This is a genomic window from Cohnella sp. SGD-V74, from assembly GCF_003001675.1.
GTDB lineage: Bacteria > Bacillota > Bacilli > Paenibacillales > Paenibacillaceae > Cohnella.
In genome coordinates this window covers 87,430-106,936 of sequence record NZ_PVYW01000019.1, presented here as the reverse complement: position 1 = coordinate 106,936, position 19,507 = coordinate 87,430, and the positions used below count along the sequence as shown (strand labels likewise).

At 55.1% G+C, this 19,507-nt stretch carries 20 protein-coding genes and 1 riboswitch; of the genes, 19 read left to right on the top strand and 1 reads right to left on the bottom strand.

Annotation, left to right across the window (positions count from 1 at the left end; translation table 11 throughout):
• Positions 1-86: 86 nt before the first annotated feature.
• From B0G52_RS25755 to rsmI, 5 genes are all read left to right on the top strand, one after another.
• Positions 87-1,682: an extracellular solute-binding protein gene (locus B0G52_RS25755; protein ID WP_158223867.1), complete on the top strand. Its 1,596-nt coding sequence runs from the start codon at positions 87-89 to the stop codon at positions 1,680-1,682.
• 90 nt (positions 1,683-1,772) lie between these two features.
• Complete coding sequence (locus B0G52_RS25750) at positions 1,773-3,539, top strand: sensor histidine kinase (protein ID WP_094048634.1); 1,767 nt, start codon at positions 1,773-1,775, stop codon at positions 3,537-3,539.
• Positions 3,533-4,300, top strand: a complete 768-nt coding sequence (locus B0G52_RS25745; protein ID WP_094048632.1) for a response regulator transcription factor — start codon at positions 3,533-3,535, stop codon at positions 4,298-4,300. The genes B0G52_RS25750 and B0G52_RS25745 overlap by 7 nt, the downstream gene beginning before the upstream one ends.
• A gap of 224 nt (positions 4,301-4,524) precedes the next feature.
• Positions 4,525-5,352 (top strand): tRNA1(Val) (adenine(37)-N6)-methyltransferase, encoded by an 828-nt coding sequence (locus B0G52_RS25740; RefSeq protein WP_094048630.1) that lies wholly within the window; start codon positions 4,525-4,527, stop codon positions 5,350-5,352.
• Between the two features lie 104 nt (positions 5,353-5,456).
• Positions 5,457-6,317, top strand: a complete 861-nt coding sequence (gene rsmI, locus B0G52_RS25735; protein WP_233163055.1) for a 16S rRNA (cytidine(1402)-2'-O)-methyltransferase — start codon at positions 5,457-5,459, stop codon at positions 6,315-6,317.
• Between the two features lie 115 nt (positions 6,318-6,432).
• Here rsmI and B0G52_RS25730 read toward each other — a convergent pair whose 3' ends face one another.
• Complete coding sequence (locus B0G52_RS25730; RefSeq protein ID WP_027086730.1) at positions 6,433-6,687, bottom strand: AbrB/MazE/SpoVT family DNA-binding domain-containing protein; 255 nt, start codon at positions 6,685-6,687, stop codon at positions 6,433-6,435.
• A gap of 328 nt (positions 6,688-7,015) precedes the next feature.
• Here B0G52_RS25730 and B0G52_RS25725 point away from each other — a divergent pair, with 328 nt between their 5' ends.
• The 14 genes from B0G52_RS25725 to B0G52_RS25660 all read left to right on the top strand — a co-directional run bounded on the left by B0G52_RS25725 (position 7,016) and on the right by B0G52_RS25660 (position 19,490).
• Positions 7,016-8,308: an HD domain-containing protein gene (locus B0G52_RS25725; RefSeq protein ID WP_094048626.1), complete on the top strand. Its 1,293-nt coding sequence runs from the start codon at positions 7,016-7,018 to the stop codon at positions 8,306-8,308.
• Between the two features lie 26 nt (positions 8,309-8,334).
• A complete protein-coding gene (locus B0G52_RS25720; protein WP_094048624.1) occupies positions 8,335-9,111 on the top strand; it encodes a TatD family hydrolase in 777 nt (258 codons plus the stop codon).
• Between the two features lie 179 nt (positions 9,112-9,290).
• Positions 9,291-9,510, top strand: a riboswitch (cyclic di-AMP (ydaO/yuaA leader).
• A gap of 282 nt (positions 9,511-9,792) precedes the next feature.
• Positions 9,793-10,950, top strand: coding sequence for a resuscitation-promoting factor (locus B0G52_RS25715; protein ID WP_094048622.1), 1,158 nt, complete (start codon positions 9,793-9,795; stop codon positions 10,948-10,950).
• Positions 10,951-11,124: 174 nt separating this feature from the next.
• Positions 11,125-11,676 (top strand): ribonuclease M5, encoded by a 552-nt coding sequence (gene rnmV, locus B0G52_RS25710; protein ID WP_094048620.1) that lies wholly within the window; start codon positions 11,125-11,127, stop codon positions 11,674-11,676.
• A 5-nt stretch (positions 11,677-11,681) separates the two neighbouring features.
• Positions 11,682-12,557, top strand: coding sequence for a 16S rRNA (adenine(1518)-N(6)/adenine(1519)-N(6))-dimethyltransferase RsmA (gene rsmA, locus B0G52_RS25705; RefSeq protein WP_094048618.1), 876 nt, complete (start codon positions 11,682-11,684; stop codon positions 12,555-12,557).
• An 88-nt stretch (positions 12,558-12,645) separates the two neighbouring features.
• The gene (yabG, locus tag B0G52_RS25700; RefSeq protein ID WP_094048615.1) at positions 12,646-13,524 is read left to right on the top strand and encodes a sporulation peptidase YabG; all 879 of its coding nucleotides are present in this window, start codon (positions 12,646-12,648) and stop codon (positions 13,522-13,524) included.
• A gap of 150 nt (positions 13,525-13,674) precedes the next feature.
• On the top strand, positions 13,675-13,950 hold the full coding sequence (gene veg, locus B0G52_RS25695; protein ID WP_094048613.1) for a biofilm formation stimulator Veg: 276 nt from the start codon (positions 13,675-13,677) through the stop codon (positions 13,948-13,950).
• Between the two features lie 128 nt (positions 13,951-14,078).
• Positions 14,079-14,261, top strand: a complete 183-nt coding sequence (locus tag B0G52_RS25690) for a small, acid-soluble spore protein, alpha/beta type (RefSeq protein WP_094048611.1) — start codon at positions 14,079-14,081, stop codon at positions 14,259-14,261.
• Between the two features lie 154 nt (positions 14,262-14,415).
• Positions 14,416-15,273 carry a 4-(cytidine 5'-diphospho)-2-C-methyl-D-erythritol kinase gene (gene ispE, locus B0G52_RS25685; RefSeq protein WP_094048609.1) on the top strand — a complete coding sequence of 286 codons (858 nt, stop codon included), beginning with the start codon at positions 14,416-14,418 and terminating at the stop codon, positions 15,271-15,273.
• A 101-nt stretch (positions 15,274-15,374) separates the two neighbouring features.
• Positions 15,375-16,205, top strand: coding sequence for a pur operon repressor (gene purR, locus B0G52_RS25680; RefSeq protein ID WP_094048607.1), 831 nt, complete (start codon positions 15,375-15,377; stop codon positions 16,203-16,205).
• Positions 16,206-16,209: 4 nt separating this feature from the next.
• A complete protein-coding gene (locus B0G52_RS25675) occupies positions 16,210-16,608 on the top strand; it encodes a RidA family protein (RefSeq protein ID WP_198960726.1) in 399 nt (132 codons plus the stop codon).
• A 109-nt stretch (positions 16,609-16,717) separates the two neighbouring features.
• On the top strand, positions 16,718-17,002 hold the full coding sequence (gene spoVG, locus B0G52_RS25670) for a septation regulator SpoVG (RefSeq protein WP_035119511.1): 285 nt from the start codon (positions 16,718-16,720) through the stop codon (positions 17,000-17,002).
• A gap of 117 nt (positions 17,003-17,119) precedes the next feature.
• Entirely contained in the window at positions 17,120-18,517 is a 1,398-nt protein-coding gene (gene glmU, locus B0G52_RS25665) for a bifunctional UDP-N-acetylglucosamine diphosphorylase/glucosamine-1-phosphate N-acetyltransferase GlmU (RefSeq protein ID WP_094048603.1), read from the top strand.
• Between the two features lie 16 nt (positions 18,518-18,533).
• Complete coding sequence (locus B0G52_RS25660; protein WP_094048601.1) at positions 18,534-19,490, top strand: ribose-phosphate diphosphokinase; 957 nt, start codon at positions 18,534-18,536, stop codon at positions 19,488-19,490.
• Positions 19,491-19,507: the final 17 nt, after the last annotated feature.

Sequence of the window (19,507 nt, the reverse complement as noted above, 5' to 3'; positions counted from 1 at the left end):
GTATCGGCTTGCGCGATAGCGGGAAAAGATTCTCTTATCGCCGCATGTTCATATACATCAATTTTACCAACAGGAGGGTTTACGCAATGAAAAAGAAAACCGGCAAAAGCTTGAAAACGCTGGGGTTACTCATGCTTATCGCTTCTCTACTCGCGGCCTGTTCTTCGGGCGGAAACAACAATGCCCAATCCTCGCCGAGTGCAAGCCCGTCGGCTCCCGCCGCGACGCAGACAGAGACCGGAAGCGAGGGGACGGTCCAAGACCTCGGGGAAATCACCTTGTTCGTCGATCACCCCTGGTGGCCGATGACCGAATGGAAGGGCAAGATTCCGGAGGAAATCTCCAAGAGGACCGGCGTCAAAGTCAACGTGCAGATCGCGGCCGACGCGCAGCAACTGCCGCTTATGATCGCGTCCGGAGCCGAAATGCCCGACATCGTCTACACGTATAACAACCATCAACCGATGTCCACGCCAGACATTTCGTATACCTGGGATGAACTGATCGAGAAGTATCAGTTGAAGGACTTCGACATATCTCCGACCGCCAGAGCCGTTAACGCGACGAAGGACGGCAGCTTATATACGATTCGCAACGGATTCATGACGTCGGAAGAACTCGCGGCTTGCGACAAGTGTCTGAATCCGGGCCAGGGATTGTCGGTGCGCGCCGATATTATGGAAGCGCTCGGCAATCCGAAGCTGGAAACGCTGGACGATTACCTGGCGATTCTCGGACAGGTCAAGGAAAAGTACCCGGATCTCATACCGGCGGTCATTACTCCGGGGGAAGCGGGAAGCTATCTGCGCATTCAATACGGGGTGCCTCGCTTCGGCTTCTACAACGCCGGCGGCGACCAAGCAAAATATTATATTAATCATCCGGAACAGGAAGCGTTCTATCTGTACGTGAACAAGCTCTATCGCGAAGGCTATATCGTTGCGGAAAACTTCACCTGGCAGGAACGTACGGAAGCGGAAAGTCAGATCCTGAACGGAAAGGCGTTCTCTCTGATCAACGCGTCGGGAGATTCGGAGACGCTTAACCCCCGTCTGGAGACGGACGGCAAAAATTTCCGAATGGCGCAAGTAATCAAAAATCTCGGTGCGAATCCGAAAGTTTACGCGAACAGCATCGGCTGGTCGGGCATGTACGTGCCGAAAACGGCTAAAAATACGGAAGCGGCGATCAAATTCATTCAATATATGTACAGCACCGAAGGGCAGCGCTTGGCTTCTTGGGGCATCGAAGGCGAGGACTGGACGATGCATGCGGACGGCTATCCGGTATTCAACTTCGATTCCAAGGATCAGGATAAACAAGTCCAGATGGGCGTCGTATGGTGGGGCATTCTGGCGGACAAGGGCGAAACCTCCAGTCTGCAGCGGTACGTTCCTGATTCCGCTTCGACCGAGGTTATGATGGAGTTGAAGAAAGTGACGGAAGTCGACTCTCTGTTCGGTAAAGTCGTGCCTTCCGCTGACTCGGAAGAGCAGGTCATTCAGGTCAATATCGACAACATGATCAAGAACGAAGAGATGAAAATTTATTTGGCTAAATCGGAGGAAGATGCCAAAGCCGCGTTCAAAGCGATGCTGGACAAAACGAAGAACATCGGAATCGAACGTTTGGAAGAATGGGCGACCAAAGAGTATAATGAAGCCAAAGCACTCATGAAATAATAGGAATTGATGAGCTTAGGACACACAGGGTAAGATTCTTCGGAGTCTTACCCGAATTGTCATTTTACACCGGGGAGCGATGAGTTCGTTTTGATTCGACACTTGAAGAGCGTCAGAATTGTTCATAAGATGATATTCGGCTATGTGCTGCTTGTGCTGCTGCCTGTCGTCCTGTCGGGCGCGTATTTGTATCATCAGTTCAATTCGAACGTCGTTAACGATTTCTCCCAGGCCAAGCAGCAATTGATCGTTCAGGCTTCGAACAGCTTGAAGGTCAGCTTGACCCAGGTGGAATCCATCCATTCCCTGTTTCAGCACAATTCTCAGATGTTAGAATATTTGAAAGGGCTTTATCAGACGCCCGGAGACTATGTCTATTATTTTCTGAAGGACATCCGGCCGATCTTTACGTTCGCCAACAATTCCAATCCGTTGATCAAATCCGTTCGGCTGTACAAGACAAAACCCGCCGCAATGGCCGTCGATAAGGAGATCAGCGACATTCGGGAGGAGGAGTCCCAGGCGGCAAGAGACGTTTCCCAGGCGCTGAAGATCAATCAGAAGCGGTGGATGACGCAATCGTCGGATTCGTCGGGCCTTCCGGAATTGGTGTTTTATCAAAATCTCTACAACGAAAATTACGCGGATCGTCTGGGTGTTCTAGAAATACGGGCCAACGACCGCATTATCGGCGATTTTCTGGAGGCTGTCGTTAGCGGCGACGGCATGGGAGCGATCGTCTTAAGGGAAAATGAAAGCGTATACGAAAAGCGGGGCGAAAATCTTGATGACGAGGCCTACCGTTGGATTTCGGAAAAAATCCGGGATCGGGCGGGGACGGAGCAGACGATATGGAGCGAGCGGGGTATTCTGGTGAATGCGATCGCCATTCCGGATTTGCAGTTGATGTTTTATTTTATGTCCTCTACGGATGAATTGTTCTCGGATCTGTCGAAGCAGACGAAAAATCTGGCCTGGATTATGGGAGGCTTGCTCCTGCTGCTCTCGGCCGTCTATTATGCGATCGCTTCGCTGCTGACCAGGCGGATTTTGAACTTGACGAAACATATGCGAAGGGTGAACGAGAACAACCTGGCACCGTTCGAGGATAAGGGCAACAAGGACGAGATCGGCTTTCTGATTCTCTCCTACAACTCCTTGATCCATAGAATCGACGAACTGCTCAATACCGTTCACAAAGCGGAATTGATGAAAAAAGAGGCCGACTACCTGGTGCTTCAGGCGCAAGTGAAGCCCCATTTTCTCTATAACACATTGGAATCCATTCGTATGCTGGCGGAGATCAACGACGATAACGAGGTCGTGGACGCGATCTATTCCTTGGGCAAGCTGCTGCGTTACAGTCTGTCTTCGCAGGAGAATGAGTCGACGCTTAAGAAGGAACTGGCTAACGTGACGCACTATCTGGACGTTCATAAGCCGCGCATGATGGATCTGCTGCAATACGACATTCAAGTTCGCACGGAGATCGGCGACATGCGCTGCCCCAGATTTATTCTGCAGCCCCTGCTGGAAAACTGCATCAACCACGGTATAGCGAAGAGGAGGGGCAAAGGCGAGATCCGCATCACGGTAGACCGGGAAGACGAATGGATTCGCATCGAAATCTCGGACAACGGAGCGGGGATTCCCGAAGAGAGACTCAAGATCATTCGGGACGTGCTGGATAACAAAGTCGATCGCGGGGTATTGCAGACCGAAGACTCGGGACTTGGACTCTATAACGTAAGCGAGAGAATAAAGGCATTTTACGGAGAGCGTTCCGGCCTGGAAATCGACAGCGCCGTCGGGCTGGGTACGACCTACATTCTGAGATTGGGAGTGAAAGGATGCTGAACCTGATGATCGTGGATGACGAACCGATTATCCATAAAGGACTCATCAATATTATTGAAAAAGGCAGTACCCCTTGCTCGGAAATCGTCTGCGCGTACGACGGTGTCGAGGCGCTGGAGAAAATGCGGGACTATAAGCCGGATCTGGTCATTACCGACATTCAAATGCCGGAGATGAACGGGCTCGAGCTGATTGCCGAAGCTAAAAACCGTGAATTGTGCAACCGCTTCATTCTGCTGACGGGCTTTGACCATACGGAGTATTTGAGGAAAGCGATTCGCTGCCAGGTCATCGATTACTTGCTGAAGCCGATCAACAAGGTCGAGCTGTACGATGTCCTGGCCAACGTTTCGATAGAGATCATGGGCACGGCTTCGACGCGTCCGTCCGCAAGGGAGAAGGATGCGGCGTTCGTCCGGCTTGAGAACAGCAGCCCATTGTCGCGAAACGTGGAGAAAATTATTCAATATATTCACAAAAATTACGCGCTGGAGCTGTCCTTGGATCAGATTGCCGAGCATGTTTACCTGCACCCGAACTATATCAGCTCCCTGTTTCGGAAGGAGACGGGGATCACGTTCATCCACTACGTACACCTATATCGGATTCAGAAGGCCAAGCAACTGATGGCGACCAAACAAGAGATGTCCTTCCACCAAATCGCGGAGAAGGTCGGTTACGAGAACGTGCGGCATTTCTTCAGCATCTTCAAGAAATATTGCGGCTTGACACCGGGGGAATATCGGTCCCGGCAGCATTAATATTCGTTCCTCGTGCAATGTCGCAGTCCCTGACCGTAAAACTGCTTGAGCCTGCGATCGATGTTGCGCAGACCGACTCCCGAGCCGGGCTGCACCGGCCCCTCACTTGCCCCGTATGAATGTCGTCTAACTCAGTCCCCTGTCTAGATAGGCAAGGTTTGCGATCAAGCCCCGAATCGAGTAAGCTAAGTGGCGTAAGCTCTTAGAAGAGGAAGGTGCGAAGCGTGAGCGCGGAAGAGGAGCTCATCCTGCAACCCGGAGAACGTCTGGACGATCTCTTGACTCATCAACTTAAAATTATCCAAAGCTCAGAAGTGTTCAGCTTCTCACTCGATGCGGTGCTGCTTGCCCGATTTGCCGGAGTGCCTCCGAGGGGGCGCATACTTGATCTGTGCACGGGGAACGGCGTTATTCCGATGCTGCTGACGACGAGGACGGCTGCGACGATCGACGGCGTCGAGATCCAGCCCCGCCTTGCAGACATGGCGAGCAGGAGCGTGAGGTTTAATCGCTTGAACGATCGGATACATATTATAGAAGGCGATCTGCGCGAGTGGAAGCCGGAGGGCGAACTGTACGATGCGGTCACGGTGAATCCGCCGTATTTGCCGGTGGCCAGCGGAGACCGCAAAGAAAATATTCATCAGGCGATGGCCCGGCATGAGATCGGATGCAAGCTGGAGGACGTCGTCGCGGCGTGCGCCAGGAGCGTAAAGGCCGGAGGAAAAGTTGCGATGGTCCACCGTCCGAGCCGGATGGCCGATATTATCGACCTGATGCGCCGTTACCGGATCGAGCCGAAGAGAATTCGTTTCGTACACCCCCGCAAGGATGCGGAGGCGAATATGATATTAATAGAAGGAACGCGCGACGGAAGGCCCGAAGTCCGTCTGCTGCCGCCGCTGATCGTCTATGAAGAGGACGGGGAGTATACGCAGGAGCTGTTGGCCGTATTTTACGGTCAAGCGGCAGAGCTGCCCGACTTCAAGCGAACGAACGGACGCACGCCGGCGGTCAAAAGAAATCGGGAGGGGGAGGAGAAACGGTCGTGAACAAAACAAAGGACAAGCGCGGAGAAAGTCCGGCAACGAGCCCAGTCTCTTCGGAGACGGCAACGGTTCAAAAAAGCTTCGCCGCGCGCGAGAAGCCGGGAACGCTGTATCTGGTAGCGACGCCGATCGGCAATCTGGAGGACATGACATTTCGCGCGATTCGCACGCTCAAGGAAGTACAGTTGATCGCGGCCGAGGATACGAGGCAGACGCGCAAGCTGCTGACGCACTTCGACATTCAGAATCGGCTTGTCAGCTACCATGAGCATAACCGGGAGGCCAGCGGGCCTGAGTTGATTCGGCTGCTTCTGGATGGGCAGCATGTCGCGCTTGTCAGCGACGCCGGAATTCCCGCAATCTCCGACCCGGGTGCGGATCTGGCGAGAGACGCCGCCGCTGCCGGCATTCCCGTCGTGCCGATTCCAGGCGCGAACGCCGCGTTGTCGGCGCTGATCGTCTCCGGTCTGCCGACCGATCGCTTCCTGTTCGTCGGTTTTCCGCCGCGCGATCGCAAGGGCGTGCACAAGCTGCTTGAAGGTTTGGAAGGCGAGAGCGGAACGCTGATCTTATACGAATCCCCTCATCGGCTGAAGAAAACCGTAGCGGCGATCGGCGAGAGATGGAGCAACCGAAAGATGGCCATCGTTCGCGAGCTGACGAAGAAGCACGAAGAGGTCGTCAGAGGCACTGTCGAGGCTTGTCTGGCGCACATCGAGCAGAACGCTCCGCTCGGGGAGTGTTGTATATTAATAGAAGGAACGCGTTCGGAAAACGGAAATCGGGAGACCAGCGGCGCCGAGCAAGCGGACGCATGGTGGACTTCCGTATCGCTCACGCAGCATGTCGCGCATTATGAGACGGCCGGACAAGCCCGCAAGGATGCGATGAAATCAGCGGCGGCGGATCGGGGAATATCGAAGCGGGACGTCTATCGGGCGCTGCTCGAAGAGAACGGAGACGAGTAGTGCCGCAAAGCAAAAAAAATTCCCTCCCGAGATCGACATCGGGAGGGGGCAAGGAGTATAAAAAGGTTGGAATTAACAATTATTAGAATACAAATTTTATTATAAACTATTTTCTCTAATTTGTCACAGGGGAAGGTAAATCCTTCAAACATTCTCTGCAAACAATTTTTCCTTTGAAGTAGGTGACGTTCTCCGCGTTGCCGCAGAAGATGCACGCCGGCTCATACTTTTTAAGCATGATGCGCTCGCCGTCCACATAAATTTCCAGCGCGTCTTTCTCTCCGATGCCAAGCGTGCGGCGCAGCTCGATCGGAATAACCACCCGTCCCAATTCATCGACTTTACGTACGATACCGGTAGATTTCATCATTTGGTAATACCCCTCTCGTAAGATTAAATAAGTACAAAACGAACGTGTAAATCTAGTTATGTCCGTTATCGCCAGTTTTCGACAAAGTTCTCTGTTTTCCGTACTCTATCGTACCAACCATTCCCAAAAAAGTCAACCTGAAAGCACTGAGGAATTGCTTAAAATCCTGAAATAAAGTCTGAGAATCCTCTCAGTTATGGCGATCTCTCAAAAATAGCGGAATTAGGCGAAGAGAAAATTAAAGGGAAACGATATTCGACAAAATTCGACTTTAATCGATTTTTTGACAAACACTTTGTCGAAAGCTGACAAATATGAGGTGATGTCCATGTTGACGAAATTACATGAGGAGAAGGTTTTCAAGGACCCTGTGCATCATTCCATCTACGTGCAGGATCTGACCGTCTGGAAGCTCATCAATACGCCGGAGTTCCAGCGACTCCGAAGAATCCGCCAACTAGGCACCTCCTATCTTACGTTTCATGGGGCGGAGCACAGCCGGTTTTCCCATTCGTTGGGTGTATATGAAATTACAAGAAAAGTAATTTCTCAGTTTGAGCGTAATGGATACGGCGACTGGCCGCAAGAGGAAAAATTACTCAGTCTTTGTGCTTCTTTGTTGCATGATGTCGGACATGGTCCGTTCTCCCACTCTTTGGAGCAAATATTCGGTACAGATCATGAAGAATGGACCTGCAACGTCGTCTTGGGAGACACGGAGATCAACCGCGTGCTGCGCGAGGTCGATCCCGAATTTCCGAACAAAGTCGCCGCGGTCATCCGCAAGAAGTACGAAAAGCCGATCGTCGTCAGTCTCGTATCGAGTCAGCTGGATGCCGACCGGATGGACTATCTGCTGCGCGATGCTTATTTTACGGGAGTGAACTACGGCACGTTCGATCTGGACCGTATTCTGCGCATGCTGCGTCCGTTCCAGGGAAAAATCGTCGTGAAGGACAGCGGAATGCATGCCGTCGAAGACTACCTGATGTCCAGATACCAGATGTATTGGCAGGTTTACTTCCATCCCGTCACCCGCAGCTCCGAAATTCTGCTGAGACAGATTTTCCGCAGGGCGAGCGAGCTCCTGTCGTCGGGATACGAGTTCTCTTTTATGCTGGCTCCGATTCGGTCTTTGCTGTCGGGCTCCGTTACGCTGGAACAATATATGAAGCTCGACGAAGCGATGGTGCAGACGGCGTTCGGCCAGTGGTCGGAAGAGAGGGACGAATTGCTGTCGGATCTGTGCCGGCGTTTCCTGAACCGTCAGCTGTACAAGTACGCTCCGCTGAACGGAGAATACAGGGAATGGCTCGAAGACGTCCGCAGCCAGTGGCGGAGCATCGGTCTCGATCCTTCCTATCATATGGAAGTCGATACCCCCGAAGATTCCCCCTATGACGTCTACAAGCCGGGAGCGCTTCCGGACGGCAAAGAGAAGCCTCCGATCCTGCTGCTGGACAAGCGCGACCAGCTGACGGAAATCTCGGTCCAATCCGATATTATTCGCTCCATTGCGGGCTTGCACCGGGGCAACTATTACATCTATTACCCAGAGGAGCGGCTATTGCCACACGCTCATCTGCTCAGTTCCGAAACGCGCGCCAGATTGTCTATATAATAGAAGAAAAGAGGATACGAATCGACATGCTTATCGACACCCATGCCCACCTCGACTCACGCAAGTTCGACAACGATCGAGAAGAAATGATTCAACGCGCGCTGGAAGCCGGCGTGGATACAATCGTCAACATCGGATTTAATCGGGAAACGATCCCGACGACGCTCGAGCTGGCGGAGAAATATCCGTTTATTTACGCCGTTGTAGGCTGGCATCCGACCGATGCGATCGACATGAAGCTGGAAGAAGATCTGGCCTGGATCGAACGGCTGTGCACCACCCATCCGAAAGTCGTCGCGATCGGCGAGATCGGGCTTGATTATTACTGGGACACTTCGCCGAAGGACGTTCAGCACACGGTGTTCCGGGAACAGATTCGGTTGGCTCGACGGATCGGCAAGCCGATCGTCATTCACAATCGGGACGCGCACGAGGATATTGTAAAATTGCTGAAAGAAGAGAAGGCTGCGGAGGTCGGAGGGATTATGCACTGCTTCTCCGGAAGCTGGGAGACGGCCAAAATGTGCCTGGATATGAATTTCCATATTTCCTTCGGCGGACCGGTCACTTTCAAGAACGCTCGCGTTCCGAAAGAGGTGTTGGAGAGGGTTCCGATGGATCGTTTGCTGATCGAAACCGATGCTCCATATTTGACGCCTCACCCCCATCGAGGGAAGAGAAATGAGTCCGCTTACGTGCGTCTGGTCGCTGAGACGGCGGCAGAGATTAAAGGCATTTCTTTGGAGGAACTTGCAGAAATTACAAGCGAAAATGCCTGCCGCTGTTTTGGGATAACGAGATAAACGGAAGAAACGGAAGAAAAACGGACTACTTCGAAGAAAAAACTGACTTTTGTTGCGATTATCGCGCAGGTTCCGATCGTTTTTCCTTAAAAATGGGCAAATTCGTCCAATCGGTCGTCTTTACACCGTTATCGCGCAGAGGTTATGATCTTCATCAGAAAGTTTGAATATGACATTCCTTTTCCAGTGCGCTTAATCTCCCGAACGGGAGAGTGGGGGACCCAACGCGGCGACGATCATGATGTGAGCGTCCAATGCGGTCCGAGCAATCTTGGGGTGAATACGGCAAGTGCCGGGACGGCGGCTCTATCTGAGTGACGCGTCGGGCATGCAGCCGTTAGGGCGACTCTCTTTGCCCGAATCCGACAGCTAACCCCGCAAGCGTGATAGAGAGAGGTCACCCTCGTGCCGCTACTTTACTTAGCTTAATTCCAATCATGCGGAAGCCACGAACAGATCCTCTGTCTCGATGGCTTTTTGTGTTGCCAGCACAACTGCCTGGGGTAACATGCTCTCATGTGAGTATTCTGAACTGGGGAAGGCGGCGCTTGATCGATCCGGCTGAAATCCGCGAAAATTTCGAGTCCGATCGCCAAGAGTCGTTAACCATTTTGGATTAGTCGCGTCTGACAATATTCATGCATTACAGTCGACGGCGGGGCTATGAAGGAGGAACGAGATATGGGCGCAATTCCTGTACAGGAAACCCATGATCCACGACCGACCGGCAAGCTTTTCGCACTGCGTTGGAAGCATGAGCATTTGCGTGCAGCGCTATTGGCCGCAATTCTCGTTTTTGCCATCACCGTCATGTTCGTATCGTTGCTGCAGAAGGCGGCGACCAAGAGCATCACGATTATCGACAACGGCGTTTCGAAGGTGATTTCCACGAAAACGTCGAACGTGCTCGGATTGCTTGAAGAACAGGACATCTATATCGGACCTAACGACCATCTCTCCTTGGCGGCCACGGATCTCTTGAAAGAGGGAAGCCGGCTCGTCATTGACCGGGCGGTAGGCGTCATGATCAAAGCGGATGGCAAACAGCAAGTCGCTTATTCGAGCGAAGATACGGTTAGGGGAGTCATTGAGTCGTTAAACATCAAGCTGGCCGAGCACGACCGCGTCGTTCCGGAGCTTGGCAGTCCCTTGCGGGAAGGAATGACCGTGTCGGTCGTCCGCGTGCGCAAAGAGGTTACAGAGACCCAGCGCCCGATCGCCTTCAAGGTTGTGGAGCAGAAGAGCGCGGAGCTTGAAGAAGGCAAGACGAAGGTCGTTACCGAAGGTCAAAAAGGCGTAGTCGTCTACAAAACCGAGAAGGTGTACGAGGACGGCAAGCTGATCAGCCAGGAAATGATCGAGAAGACGATTGCCAAGCCGGCCGTGCAGCAGGTCGTCGCGATCGGAACGAAGAAGAAGGCCGAAGTGGCTCTGGCGTCGTACAACGGACCGCCGACAGCCGCGGAAGCGAAGGTCGTCAAGCTGAACGGCAAGAGCGTCAAAGTGAAACGGATGCTGAGCAACGTAACGTTGACCGCGTATTCTGCGGACTTCGCCTCCACGGGCAAGAGCAAGGGGGACGAAGGCTACGGAGTTACCCGTTCGGGAACGACCGTGAAGGAAGGCCGTACGATCGCCGTCGACCCGAGAGTCATTCCTCTGGGCTGGTGGGTCTATATCGAAGGCATCGGCTTCCGCCGGGCGGAAGATACGGGCAGCGCCGTCAAGGGCAAGAAGATCGATATCTATTACGACAGCGAATCGTATGCCAACAAGTTCGGATTGAAGCGCGGGTATACGGTATACGTGATCGGGCCGGTCAAACCGTCCTCGGATTAGTCGCGCCGGTCGGCTGCGATGCAATAGAGCTTTACGTCGGGAAGAGCCCCTTGGGGTTTCTTCCCGATTTTTGCGTTGCGCGGGATGGAGAGGGCCGGCCATCCGGACTTGCCCTCTACCGAGATCTCGTATACGCTTGAAGGAATGCGCGAAGTAAAGGCGGAATGAAAACGAATGATTCGAGAAATGATTGTCGTGGAGGGCAAGGACGATACGACGGCGGTTAAGCGGGCCGTAGGCGCCGACACGATCGAGACCGGAGGCTCGGCGATCGGGGAAGACGTGCTCGTGCGGATCGAGCTTGCGCAAGCCCGCAGAGGGGTGATCGTGCTGACCGATCCGGACTCTCCGGGGGAACGCATCCGCAAGATCGTCTCCGAGCGCGTGCCGGGGTGCAAGCATGCCTTCCTGACGAAGGACGAGGCGCGGGGGCGCAGGGGCATCGGCGTGGAGCATGCGTCCGATGAGGCGATCCGCCGCGCGTTGGACCGGGTTCGCGGGCCGGAGACGGATACGGACGAGCCTGCGGAGATCGAATGGAACGACTTGCTCGAAGCCGGACTCATCGTTCATGCCGCGTCCGCAAGCCGCAGGGAGCGGATGGGAGAGATTCTGGGCATCGGCTACGCGAACGGCAAACAATTTTACAAGAGATGTCTCATGTTCCGGATTACGAAAGCCGAGTTTCAGGCGGCGCTGGAACAGTTGGAGCGGGAAGGACGATAATCAGCATGCACGACATCGCCACATCGAACCGGACGCGCGAAATTATTCGCAAGCACGGGTTTACATTCAAAAAGAGTCTCGGACAGAACTTCCTGATCGACGGGAATGTGCTCGACCGGATCATCGCCGCGGCGGAATTGGACGGAACCCGCGGAGCGCTGGAGGTCGGCCCGGGAATCGGCTCGCTGACGGAGAGGCTGGCCAAGGCCGCGGGCAAGGTCGCCGCGGTGGAGATCGACCGGCGTCTCATTCCGATCCTGAAGGACGTCATGGCTCCTTACGAGCACGTGAGCATCGTCCAGAGCGATATTCTGAAGACCGACTTGCACGCGCTCTGGCAGGAGCAATTCGCGGGCCTGGCCGGCGTCAGCGTCGTCGCCAACCTTCCGTATTACGTGACGACGCCGATTATCATGAAGCTGCTGGAGGACAAGCTGCCGATCGAGAACATCGTCGTTATGGTGCAGAAGGAAGTTGCCTTAAGAATGTCCGCCAAGCCGGGAGGCAAGGATTACGGCAGCTTGAGCATCGCCGTCCAATACTATTGCGAGCCCGAGCTGGTCTGCGTTGTGCCAGGCAAGGCATTCATCCCCGAGCCGAACGTGGACTCGGCGGTCATCAAGCTGAAGCGCCGTCCGGAGCCTGCCGTTCGCGTTGCGGACGAAGAGAAGTTCTTCCGCGTCGTTCAGACTTCGTTCGCGCAGCGGCGCAAGACGTTGGCGAACAATCTGTCCGCCTTCTCGGGCAAGGACCGCAAAGCCGAGCTGGGAGATCTGCTTCGGGGGATCGGCATTCAGCCGGAGCGGCGTGCGGAGACGCTGTCTCTGGAGGAGTTCGCCTCCGTGTGCGAAGCGCTGACCCGCAGCGACATGCTCGGATAAAAACGTCCCGTCGGCGCGAATCCCGTTCCCCCGGACGCGCACCCATCGTCTCATGACTCCATAGGATAGACGGAGAGGTGAGTGGCCCATGAAGCAGGGGGATCTAGTCGTACGGAAATCCTATGGCGGAGACGTGTTGTTCCGGGTCGCGGCGTTCGCCGCTCAGCAAGCCGTGCTCAGAGGGACGGATTATCGCTTGCTGGCGGATGCGCCGATCGAGGATCTTCAAACGGTACGAAACCCGGACGAGCTCGGAGGGACGCGCCAAGCGCGTATTAAAGCGAACGAATCGCTGCGCAAGATCAGCGAGGAACGAAGCCGCCAGTTCGGCCGCATCGGATTTATGGGAGCGCTGGACGACCGGAGACAGCCGTTCTTCGAAATGCCGGGCAAAGTGCTTCATCTGGACGGCGACCCGAATTATCTTAAGAAGAGCATGCAGGTATACGCGCAGCTGAAGGTGCCCGCGGAAGGCGTTCATTGCCATGAGTCGCAGATGCCGCACATGCTGCTGCGCATGCTTCCCCAAGTCCATCCGGATATCGTCGTCATCACAGGCCATGACGGCGTCCTGAAGCAGCGACAGGACCTGCAGCAGCTCAGCAGCTACAAGAACTCCTTGAACTTCGTGCACGCCGTGAACGTCGCCAGGGATTACGAGCGCAGTCGGGACTCTCTGGTCGTCGTCGCGGGCGCATGCCAATCCCACTTCGAGGCGCTGCTTCAGGCGGGAGCGAATTTCGCCAGCTCTCCCGGCCGCATCATGATCCATGCGCTCGATCCCGTCTATGTGGCCGTACGCGCGGCGTTCACGCCGTTCCGCGACACGATCAATATTACGGACGTCATCGCGCATACGATCAGCGGCAGGCAGGGCGTAGGGGGCATCGAGACGATGGGGCGTTACCGGATAGGCGTCCCGAATTTGAAAGCAGCCAATTCTGAACATAATGTGAACATTTTGTGACGAAAATTAAGGATCTTTTAAAAAAACCGGATAATCTCAAGGAAAATGACCGTTGACAGTAAATCCGCATCGTTGATATAATATTTTGATTCATTTGACACCTCCCCTGTTTTTAGATATAATTTACAGGGAAAGAGGTGGTAGTGGATCATGGCTAAAAACACGCTTCTCGATATCAAGCGAAGCCTGGAGCCTCACGTCGGTTCCAAAATCATGCTCCGCGCCAACGGTGGACGACGCAAAACCATCGAACGCACGGGGGTTCTGGAAGAAATCTACCCATCGGTTTTCATTGTCAAGCTGGACCAGGAGCAGCACACGTTCAAGCGGGTGTCGTACAGCTACGCCGATATTTTGACCGAATCCGTTGAAGTGATGCTGTGCAATGACGACGGTCAGGTTCGCATCAATTATTTGTCGCATTAGACGGTTGAATAGTACGGGCAGCACCGCGCCGATCCGAAGGCGCCGTGCTGCCCGTTTTGCATGCCTGCGGAACATCCGAGGCATTCTAATCGTGAACGTCCCAAGACATCGAGAGCAGGAGGCGTACGATGAGCAGAAGAAGAAGCGTCATGTCGGAGCAGTTCAAAGCGGAGTTGGCGAAGGACCTGGGCATCTACGACAAGGTTCAGCGAGAAGGATGGGGCGGCATCAGCACGAAGGACGCCGGCAATATGGTGAAACGCGCCATTCAGATCGCCGAGCAGGCGGCGTCCAGAGCGCCGAGATCCTGACGGCGGACAGGAACCAAGAGGGCGGATTCCCGCGGGTCGCGAGAATTCGACCTCTTTTCGCATTTGCGGGCATCCTTTGTTATAATGATGTAAAAGTTTTCGTGGTTGGGAGCAAGCCTACATACAGGTATCGTCCGGAAGTTGGTGAAGAACGTTGTCTAAAATTTATGAGAAAGCGCCGGCCAAAATCAACCTCGTGCTGGACGTGCTGCGCAAGCGGGAAGACGGCTTCCACGAAGTGGAGATGATCATGACGATGGTCGATCTGGCCGATCGTCTGGAGATGGAGGAGCTTCACCGCGATCAGATCGTGCTGTCGAGCCAGGCGGGGTTTATTCCCCTCGACGAGAAGAACCTGGCCTTCCAGGCGGCGAGGCTGATCAAGGAGCGGTACGGGGTCAGGCGCGGCGTATACATTCATCTGGACAAGCAGATTCCGGTGGCGGCCGGGCTGGCGGGCGGCAGCAGCGACGCGGCGGCGACGCTGAAAGGGCTGAACCGGCTGTGGAATCTGGAGCTGCCGACGGAGGAGCTCGAGGAGCTGGGCGCCGAGCTCGGCTCGGACGTCCCCTTCTGCATTCGCGGAGGCACCGCGCTGGCCAGAGGAAGAGGAGAGAAGCTGGAGACGGTGTCTCCCCCTCCGCAATGCTGGGTCATTCTGGCGAAGCCTCCGATCAACGTGTCCACGGCCGACGTGTACGGCAAGTTCCGCGTGAACGAGGTGAAGGAGCATCCTTCGATTCCGCGCATGCTGGACGCTCTGTCGCGGCAGTCGTTCCAGGATATGTGCGCCTCGCTGGGCAACGTGCTGGAGAACGTCACGCTGAATCGTTATCCGGAGGTCAGGCAGATCAAGGACTGCATGGTCAAATCGGGAGCCGACGGGGTGCTCATGTCCGGAAGCGGGCCGACCGTCTTCGGTCTCGTGTCCAAGGAAGTGAAGGTCGCACGCGTCTATAATGCGCTGCGCGGGTTCTGCAAAGAGGTATATGTGGTAAGAATGTTGACATAGTGAGAGACCGTTAGGCTCCATCTTTCGTTTCTGTTGAACAAAACCGTATAAAGGTGTTATGATACTGGTAAAATATTCGGATCTGGACGGGAGAGGGGAACGTGAAGAAATTGAAACGCAGCGCCAGGCTCGTAGAGATGACGCAGTATTTATTGGCCCGTCCCCATACGTTAATTTCCCTGACAGCATTCGCCGAACGGTATCAGTCGGCTAAATCCTCGATCAGCGAGGATCTGGCCATCATCAAAGAAGTGTTCGAGGACGAAGGAATCGGGGAACTGAACACGTTGGCCGGCGCGGCCGGCGGCGTCCGGTTCGTGCCGAAGTGCCGCAAGGACCAAGCGCTCGAGAGAATCGGATCGATCTGCCGCGAGCTCGAACAGCCGGATCGGCTGCTGCCGGGCGGTTATTTGTATATGACCGATTTGCTGGGTCAACCGGCGATGATGCAAGAGGTAGGCCGAATGTTCGCGACGGCGTTCGCGGACCGGAATATCGACGTGATTATGACCGTCGAGACGAAGGGGATTCCGCTGGCTCATGCCACCGCGCAGTACCTGAATCTGCCCGTCGTTATCGTGCGGCGGGATCATAAGGTGACGGAAGGCTCCGCGGTCAGCATCAACTACGTCTCGGGCTCGACGAAGCGCATTCAGACGATGTCGCTGGCGCGCCGGGCGCTTAAGGAAGAATCCAGGGTTCTCATTATAGACGACTTCATGAAAGCGGGCGGAACGATCCAGGGCATGGTCGATCTGCTGTTCGAATTCCGCGCGGTCGTCGCCGGAGTCGGCGTATTCGTGGAATCCGGAGAGGTCGACAGCGAGGAACGGCTGCTGCATGACTACGTATCGTTGGCGAGTCTGTCCGAGGTAGATCTGAAGACTCGGCAAATCAAAGTCCAACCGGGCAACTTTTTTCTAGGAGGATGAGATCATGACTTTGAAAATCGTCTCCACATCCGAAGCTCCAGCGGCAATCGGCCCTTACGCGCAAGCGGTTCGGACGGGCAACTTGCTGTATACGTCGGGTCAAATTCCGCTCACTCCCGCGGGCGAGCTCGTCGTCGGAACCATTCAAGAGCAGACCCACCAGGTGCTGACCAACTTGAAAGCGGTTCTAGCCGCCGAGGGCGCCGATCTCCGGAATGTGATCAAAACGACCGTGTTTCTGAAGGACATGAATCAATTCGCGGAGTTCAACGAAGTGTACGCTTCGTACTTCGGAACGCACACTCCGGCCCGTTCGACCGTTGAAGTGGCGCGGCTGCCGAAGGATGTTCTTGTCGAAATAGAATTGATCGCGGCGATATCTGTCGAAACTGTCAGGAATTAAAAAATTATTTGATTTTTAGCAGGAGTTTTTCCATATTTAAGAAGGAATTTGCGTTGCTTTGTGGAATATTACACCAAGTCTTTCTGAGGGACAAAGGTGGTGAACACAAGTGCAAATTACAGACGTGAGACTCCGCCGTGTCAATTCGGAGGGGCGCATGAAAGCCATTGCTTCGATCACGATCGATAACGAATTCGTCGTCCACGACATTCGCGTTATTGACGGCAACAATGGCATGTTCGTCGCTATGCCGAGTAAACGGACACCGGATGGAGAGTTTCGGGATATTGCCCATCCCATTTCTTCCGGAACGCGCGAGAAGATCCAAGCCGCAGTACTGGCGGAATACGAACGGGCAGCGCAAGACGAAGAAGTCATGGTAGAAGGGGCATAATGATGAAATATTGAGGAGAGAGCCTGGACAGGCTCTCTTTTCATTTACACTTGAATAAGCTATGATTCTGATGAAAGATAAGGTTTACCGGAGCGACAGAAAGGGGTCTGTGCATTGATGAACAAAATGGCGATCATCCTTGCCGCGGGGCAAGGCAAGAGAATGAAATCCAAACTATATAAAGTACTGCATCCCGTATGCGGCAAGCCGATGGTCGGTCATGTGCTCGACGCGGTTCGGAACGCGGAGTGCGACAGAGCGGTCGTCGTCGTCGGGCATGGCGCGGAGGACGTGAAGTCGGCATTGGGGGAATCGGTCGAGTACGCTTTGCAGGCGCAACAGCTTGGCACGGGCCACGCGGTACAGCAGGCGGAAGCGCTGCTCGGACAGGAAGACGGCGTTACCGTCGTCACCTACGGCGATACGCCGCTCGTGACGGCGGATACGATCAAGGAATTGATTGCGCATCACGTTCGGGAAGGCGCGGCGGCGACGGTGCTGACGGCGGATGTCGCCGAACCCTTCGGGCTGGGCCGGATCATTCGCGGCGAAGACGGAAGCGTCCTTGGAATCGTCGAGCAGAAGGATTGTTCTCCGGAGCAGGCGGCGATCCGGGAGATCAACACCGGAACGTATTGCTTCGATAACCGCAAGCTGTTCTCGGCTCTCTCGGACGTGACGAACGATAATTCCCAGGGTGAATACTATGCGACGGACGTCATCGGCATTCTGCGGGGCCGCGGCGAAAGGATTTCGGCCAGCAAGTGCAAGGATCCGGCGGAGGCGACGGGAGTTAACGACCGGATCGCTCTCGGAGAAGCCGAACGTCTGATGAGACAAAGAATTAATGAGGCCCATCAGGCGAATGGCGTGACTATAATCGACGCGGCGAATACGTATATTGAAGCGGGCGTTACGATCGGGGCGGATACGGTTATTTATCCCGGAACGTTTCTTCGCGGCGCGACTTCGATCGGCTCCGATTGCGCAATCGGGCCGTCGGCAGACCTGACGGATACGACCGTCGGAGACGGCGCGACGATTCGCCAGACGGTGGCCGAAGACGCGGAAGTGGCCGAAGGCTGCAACGTCGGTCCGTTCGCTTATTTGCGGCCGGGAACGAAGCTGGGACGTCGCGTGAAGGTCGGGGATTTCGTCGAGATCAAGAACGCCACGATCGGGGACGAGAGCAAGGTGCCGCATCTGAGCTACGTCGGCGACGCGATCGTCGGCTCCGGCGTAAATATCGGCTGCGGGGCGATTACGGCGAATTACGACGGGTATAATAAATCAATGACCGAGATCGGAGACAACGCGTTCATCGGCAGCAATGCCAATCTGATCGCCCCGGTCAAGATCGGCAGCGGCGCTTACGTGGTTGCCGGTTCCACGATTACGAACAACGTGGCGGACAATGATCTGGCCATTGCCCGCGAGCGTCAAGTCAACAAGCCGGGCTACGCGGACAAGATTCGCGCCCGCGCACGTGCCAAGAAGAATCAAGAAACCGAATAACGAAGGCGGTAATACGATGGCCTATTCGGATCCAACGTTAAAGCTCTTCTCATGCAGCTCGAATCCCGAGCTGGCGCGCTCGATCGCCCGCTACATCGGCGTCGAGCTGGGGAATGTGACGATGAGCCGGTTCAGCGACGGGGAGATCCACATCCAGCTGGACGACAGCGTGAGAGGGAGCGACGTATACGTCGTGCAATCGACTTCGGCGCCGGTCAACGATCACTTGATCGAGCTGCTCGTCACGGTCGATGCGCTTAAGCGGGCGTCGGCCAAGACGATCAATGTCGTCATGCCGTATTACGGGTACGCCCGTCAAGACCGGAAGGCCCGTTCCCGCGATCCGATTACCGCCAAGCTGGTGGCCAATCTGATCGAGACGGCGGGGGCTCACCGGGTCATTGCCATGGACCTGCACGCGATGCAGATCCAAGGTTTCTTCGATATCCCCGTCGATCATCTGCTCGGAGTGCCGATTCTGGGGGATTATTTTCACGAGAAGAAGCTTGAATCGCCTGTCGTGGTCTCTCCGGACCACGGAGGGGTCGTTCGCGCTCGTCGTCTGGCGGATTCCCTCCAGGCGCCCCTGGCGATTATCGACAAGCGCAGGCCGGAACCCGGCGTCGTAGAGGTGATGAACATCATCGGAGACGTCGAGGGAAGGACGGCGATTCTGATCGACGACATTATCGACACGGCGGGTACGATCGCTCTGGCCGCCAACGCGCTGAAGAAAGCCGGCGCAGGGGACATCTACGCGTGCTGCACGCATCCCGTCCTGTCAGGACCGGCGATAGAGCGGCTGGACGCTTCTCCGCTCGTCGAGATCGTGGTGACGGATACGATACCGCTCAGACAGCCTTGCGGCACCGAGAAGGTCAAGGTGCTGTCCGTAGCTCCGCTGATCGCGGAAGCCATCGTCCGGGTGCACGAGCAGCAGTCGCTCAGCTCGTTGTTCGAGCCGCATGTTTAACGAGCGCCTCCCTGGGG

What these genes read in the sequence shown, in the direction of transcription:
- B0G52_RS25715 (WP_094048622.1), top strand. Translation starts at nt 9,793, where the DNA reads ATGGGCGCAATTCCTGTACAGGAAACCCATGATCCACGACCGACCGGC.
- veg (WP_094048613.1), top strand. Translation starts at nt 13,675, where the DNA reads ATGGCTAAAAACACGCTTCTCGATATCAAGCGAAGCCTGGAGCCTCAC.
- B0G52_RS25675 (WP_198960726.1), top strand. Translation starts at nt 16,210, where the DNA reads ATGACTTTGAAAATCGTCTCCACATCCGAAGCTCCAGCGGCAATCGGC.
- B0G52_RS25690 (WP_094048611.1), top strand. Translation starts at nt 14,079, where the DNA reads ATGAGCAGAAGAAGAAGCGTCATGTCGGAGCAGTTCAAAGCGGAGTTG.
- B0G52_RS25755 (WP_158223867.1), top strand. Translation starts at nt 87, where the DNA reads ATGAAAAAGAAAACCGGCAAAAGCTTGAAAACGCTGGGGTTACTCATG.
- glmU (WP_094048603.1), top strand. Translation starts at nt 17,120, where the DNA reads ATGAACAAAATGGCGATCATCCTTGCCGCGGGGCAAGGCAAGAGAATG.
- B0G52_RS25725 (WP_094048626.1), top strand. Translation starts at nt 7,016, where the DNA reads ATGTTGACGAAATTACATGAGGAGAAGGTTTTCAAGGACCCTGTGCAT.
- rsmA (WP_094048618.1), top strand. Translation starts at nt 11,682, where the DNA reads ATGCACGACATCGCCACATCGAACCGGACGCGCGAAATTATTCGCAAG.
- B0G52_RS25660 (WP_094048601.1), top strand. Translation starts at nt 18,534, where the DNA reads ATGGCCTATTCGGATCCAACGTTAAAGCTCTTCTCATGCAGCTCGAAT.
- rnmV (WP_094048620.1), top strand. Translation starts at nt 11,125, where the DNA reads ATGATTCGAGAAATGATTGTCGTGGAGGGCAAGGACGATACGACGGCG.
- B0G52_RS25745 (WP_094048632.1), top strand. Translation starts at nt 3,533, where the DNA reads ATGCTGAACCTGATGATCGTGGATGACGAACCGATTATCCATAAAGGA.
- B0G52_RS25730 (WP_027086730.1), bottom strand. Translation starts at nt 6,687, where the DNA reads ATGATGAAATCTACCGGTATCGTACGTAAAGTCGATGAATTGGGACGG.
- B0G52_RS25720 (WP_094048624.1), top strand. Translation starts at nt 8,335, where the DNA reads ATGCTTATCGACACCCATGCCCACCTCGACTCACGCAAGTTCGACAAC.
- yabG (WP_094048615.1), top strand. Translation starts at nt 12,646, where the DNA reads ATGAAGCAGGGGGATCTAGTCGTACGGAAATCCTATGGCGGAGACGTG.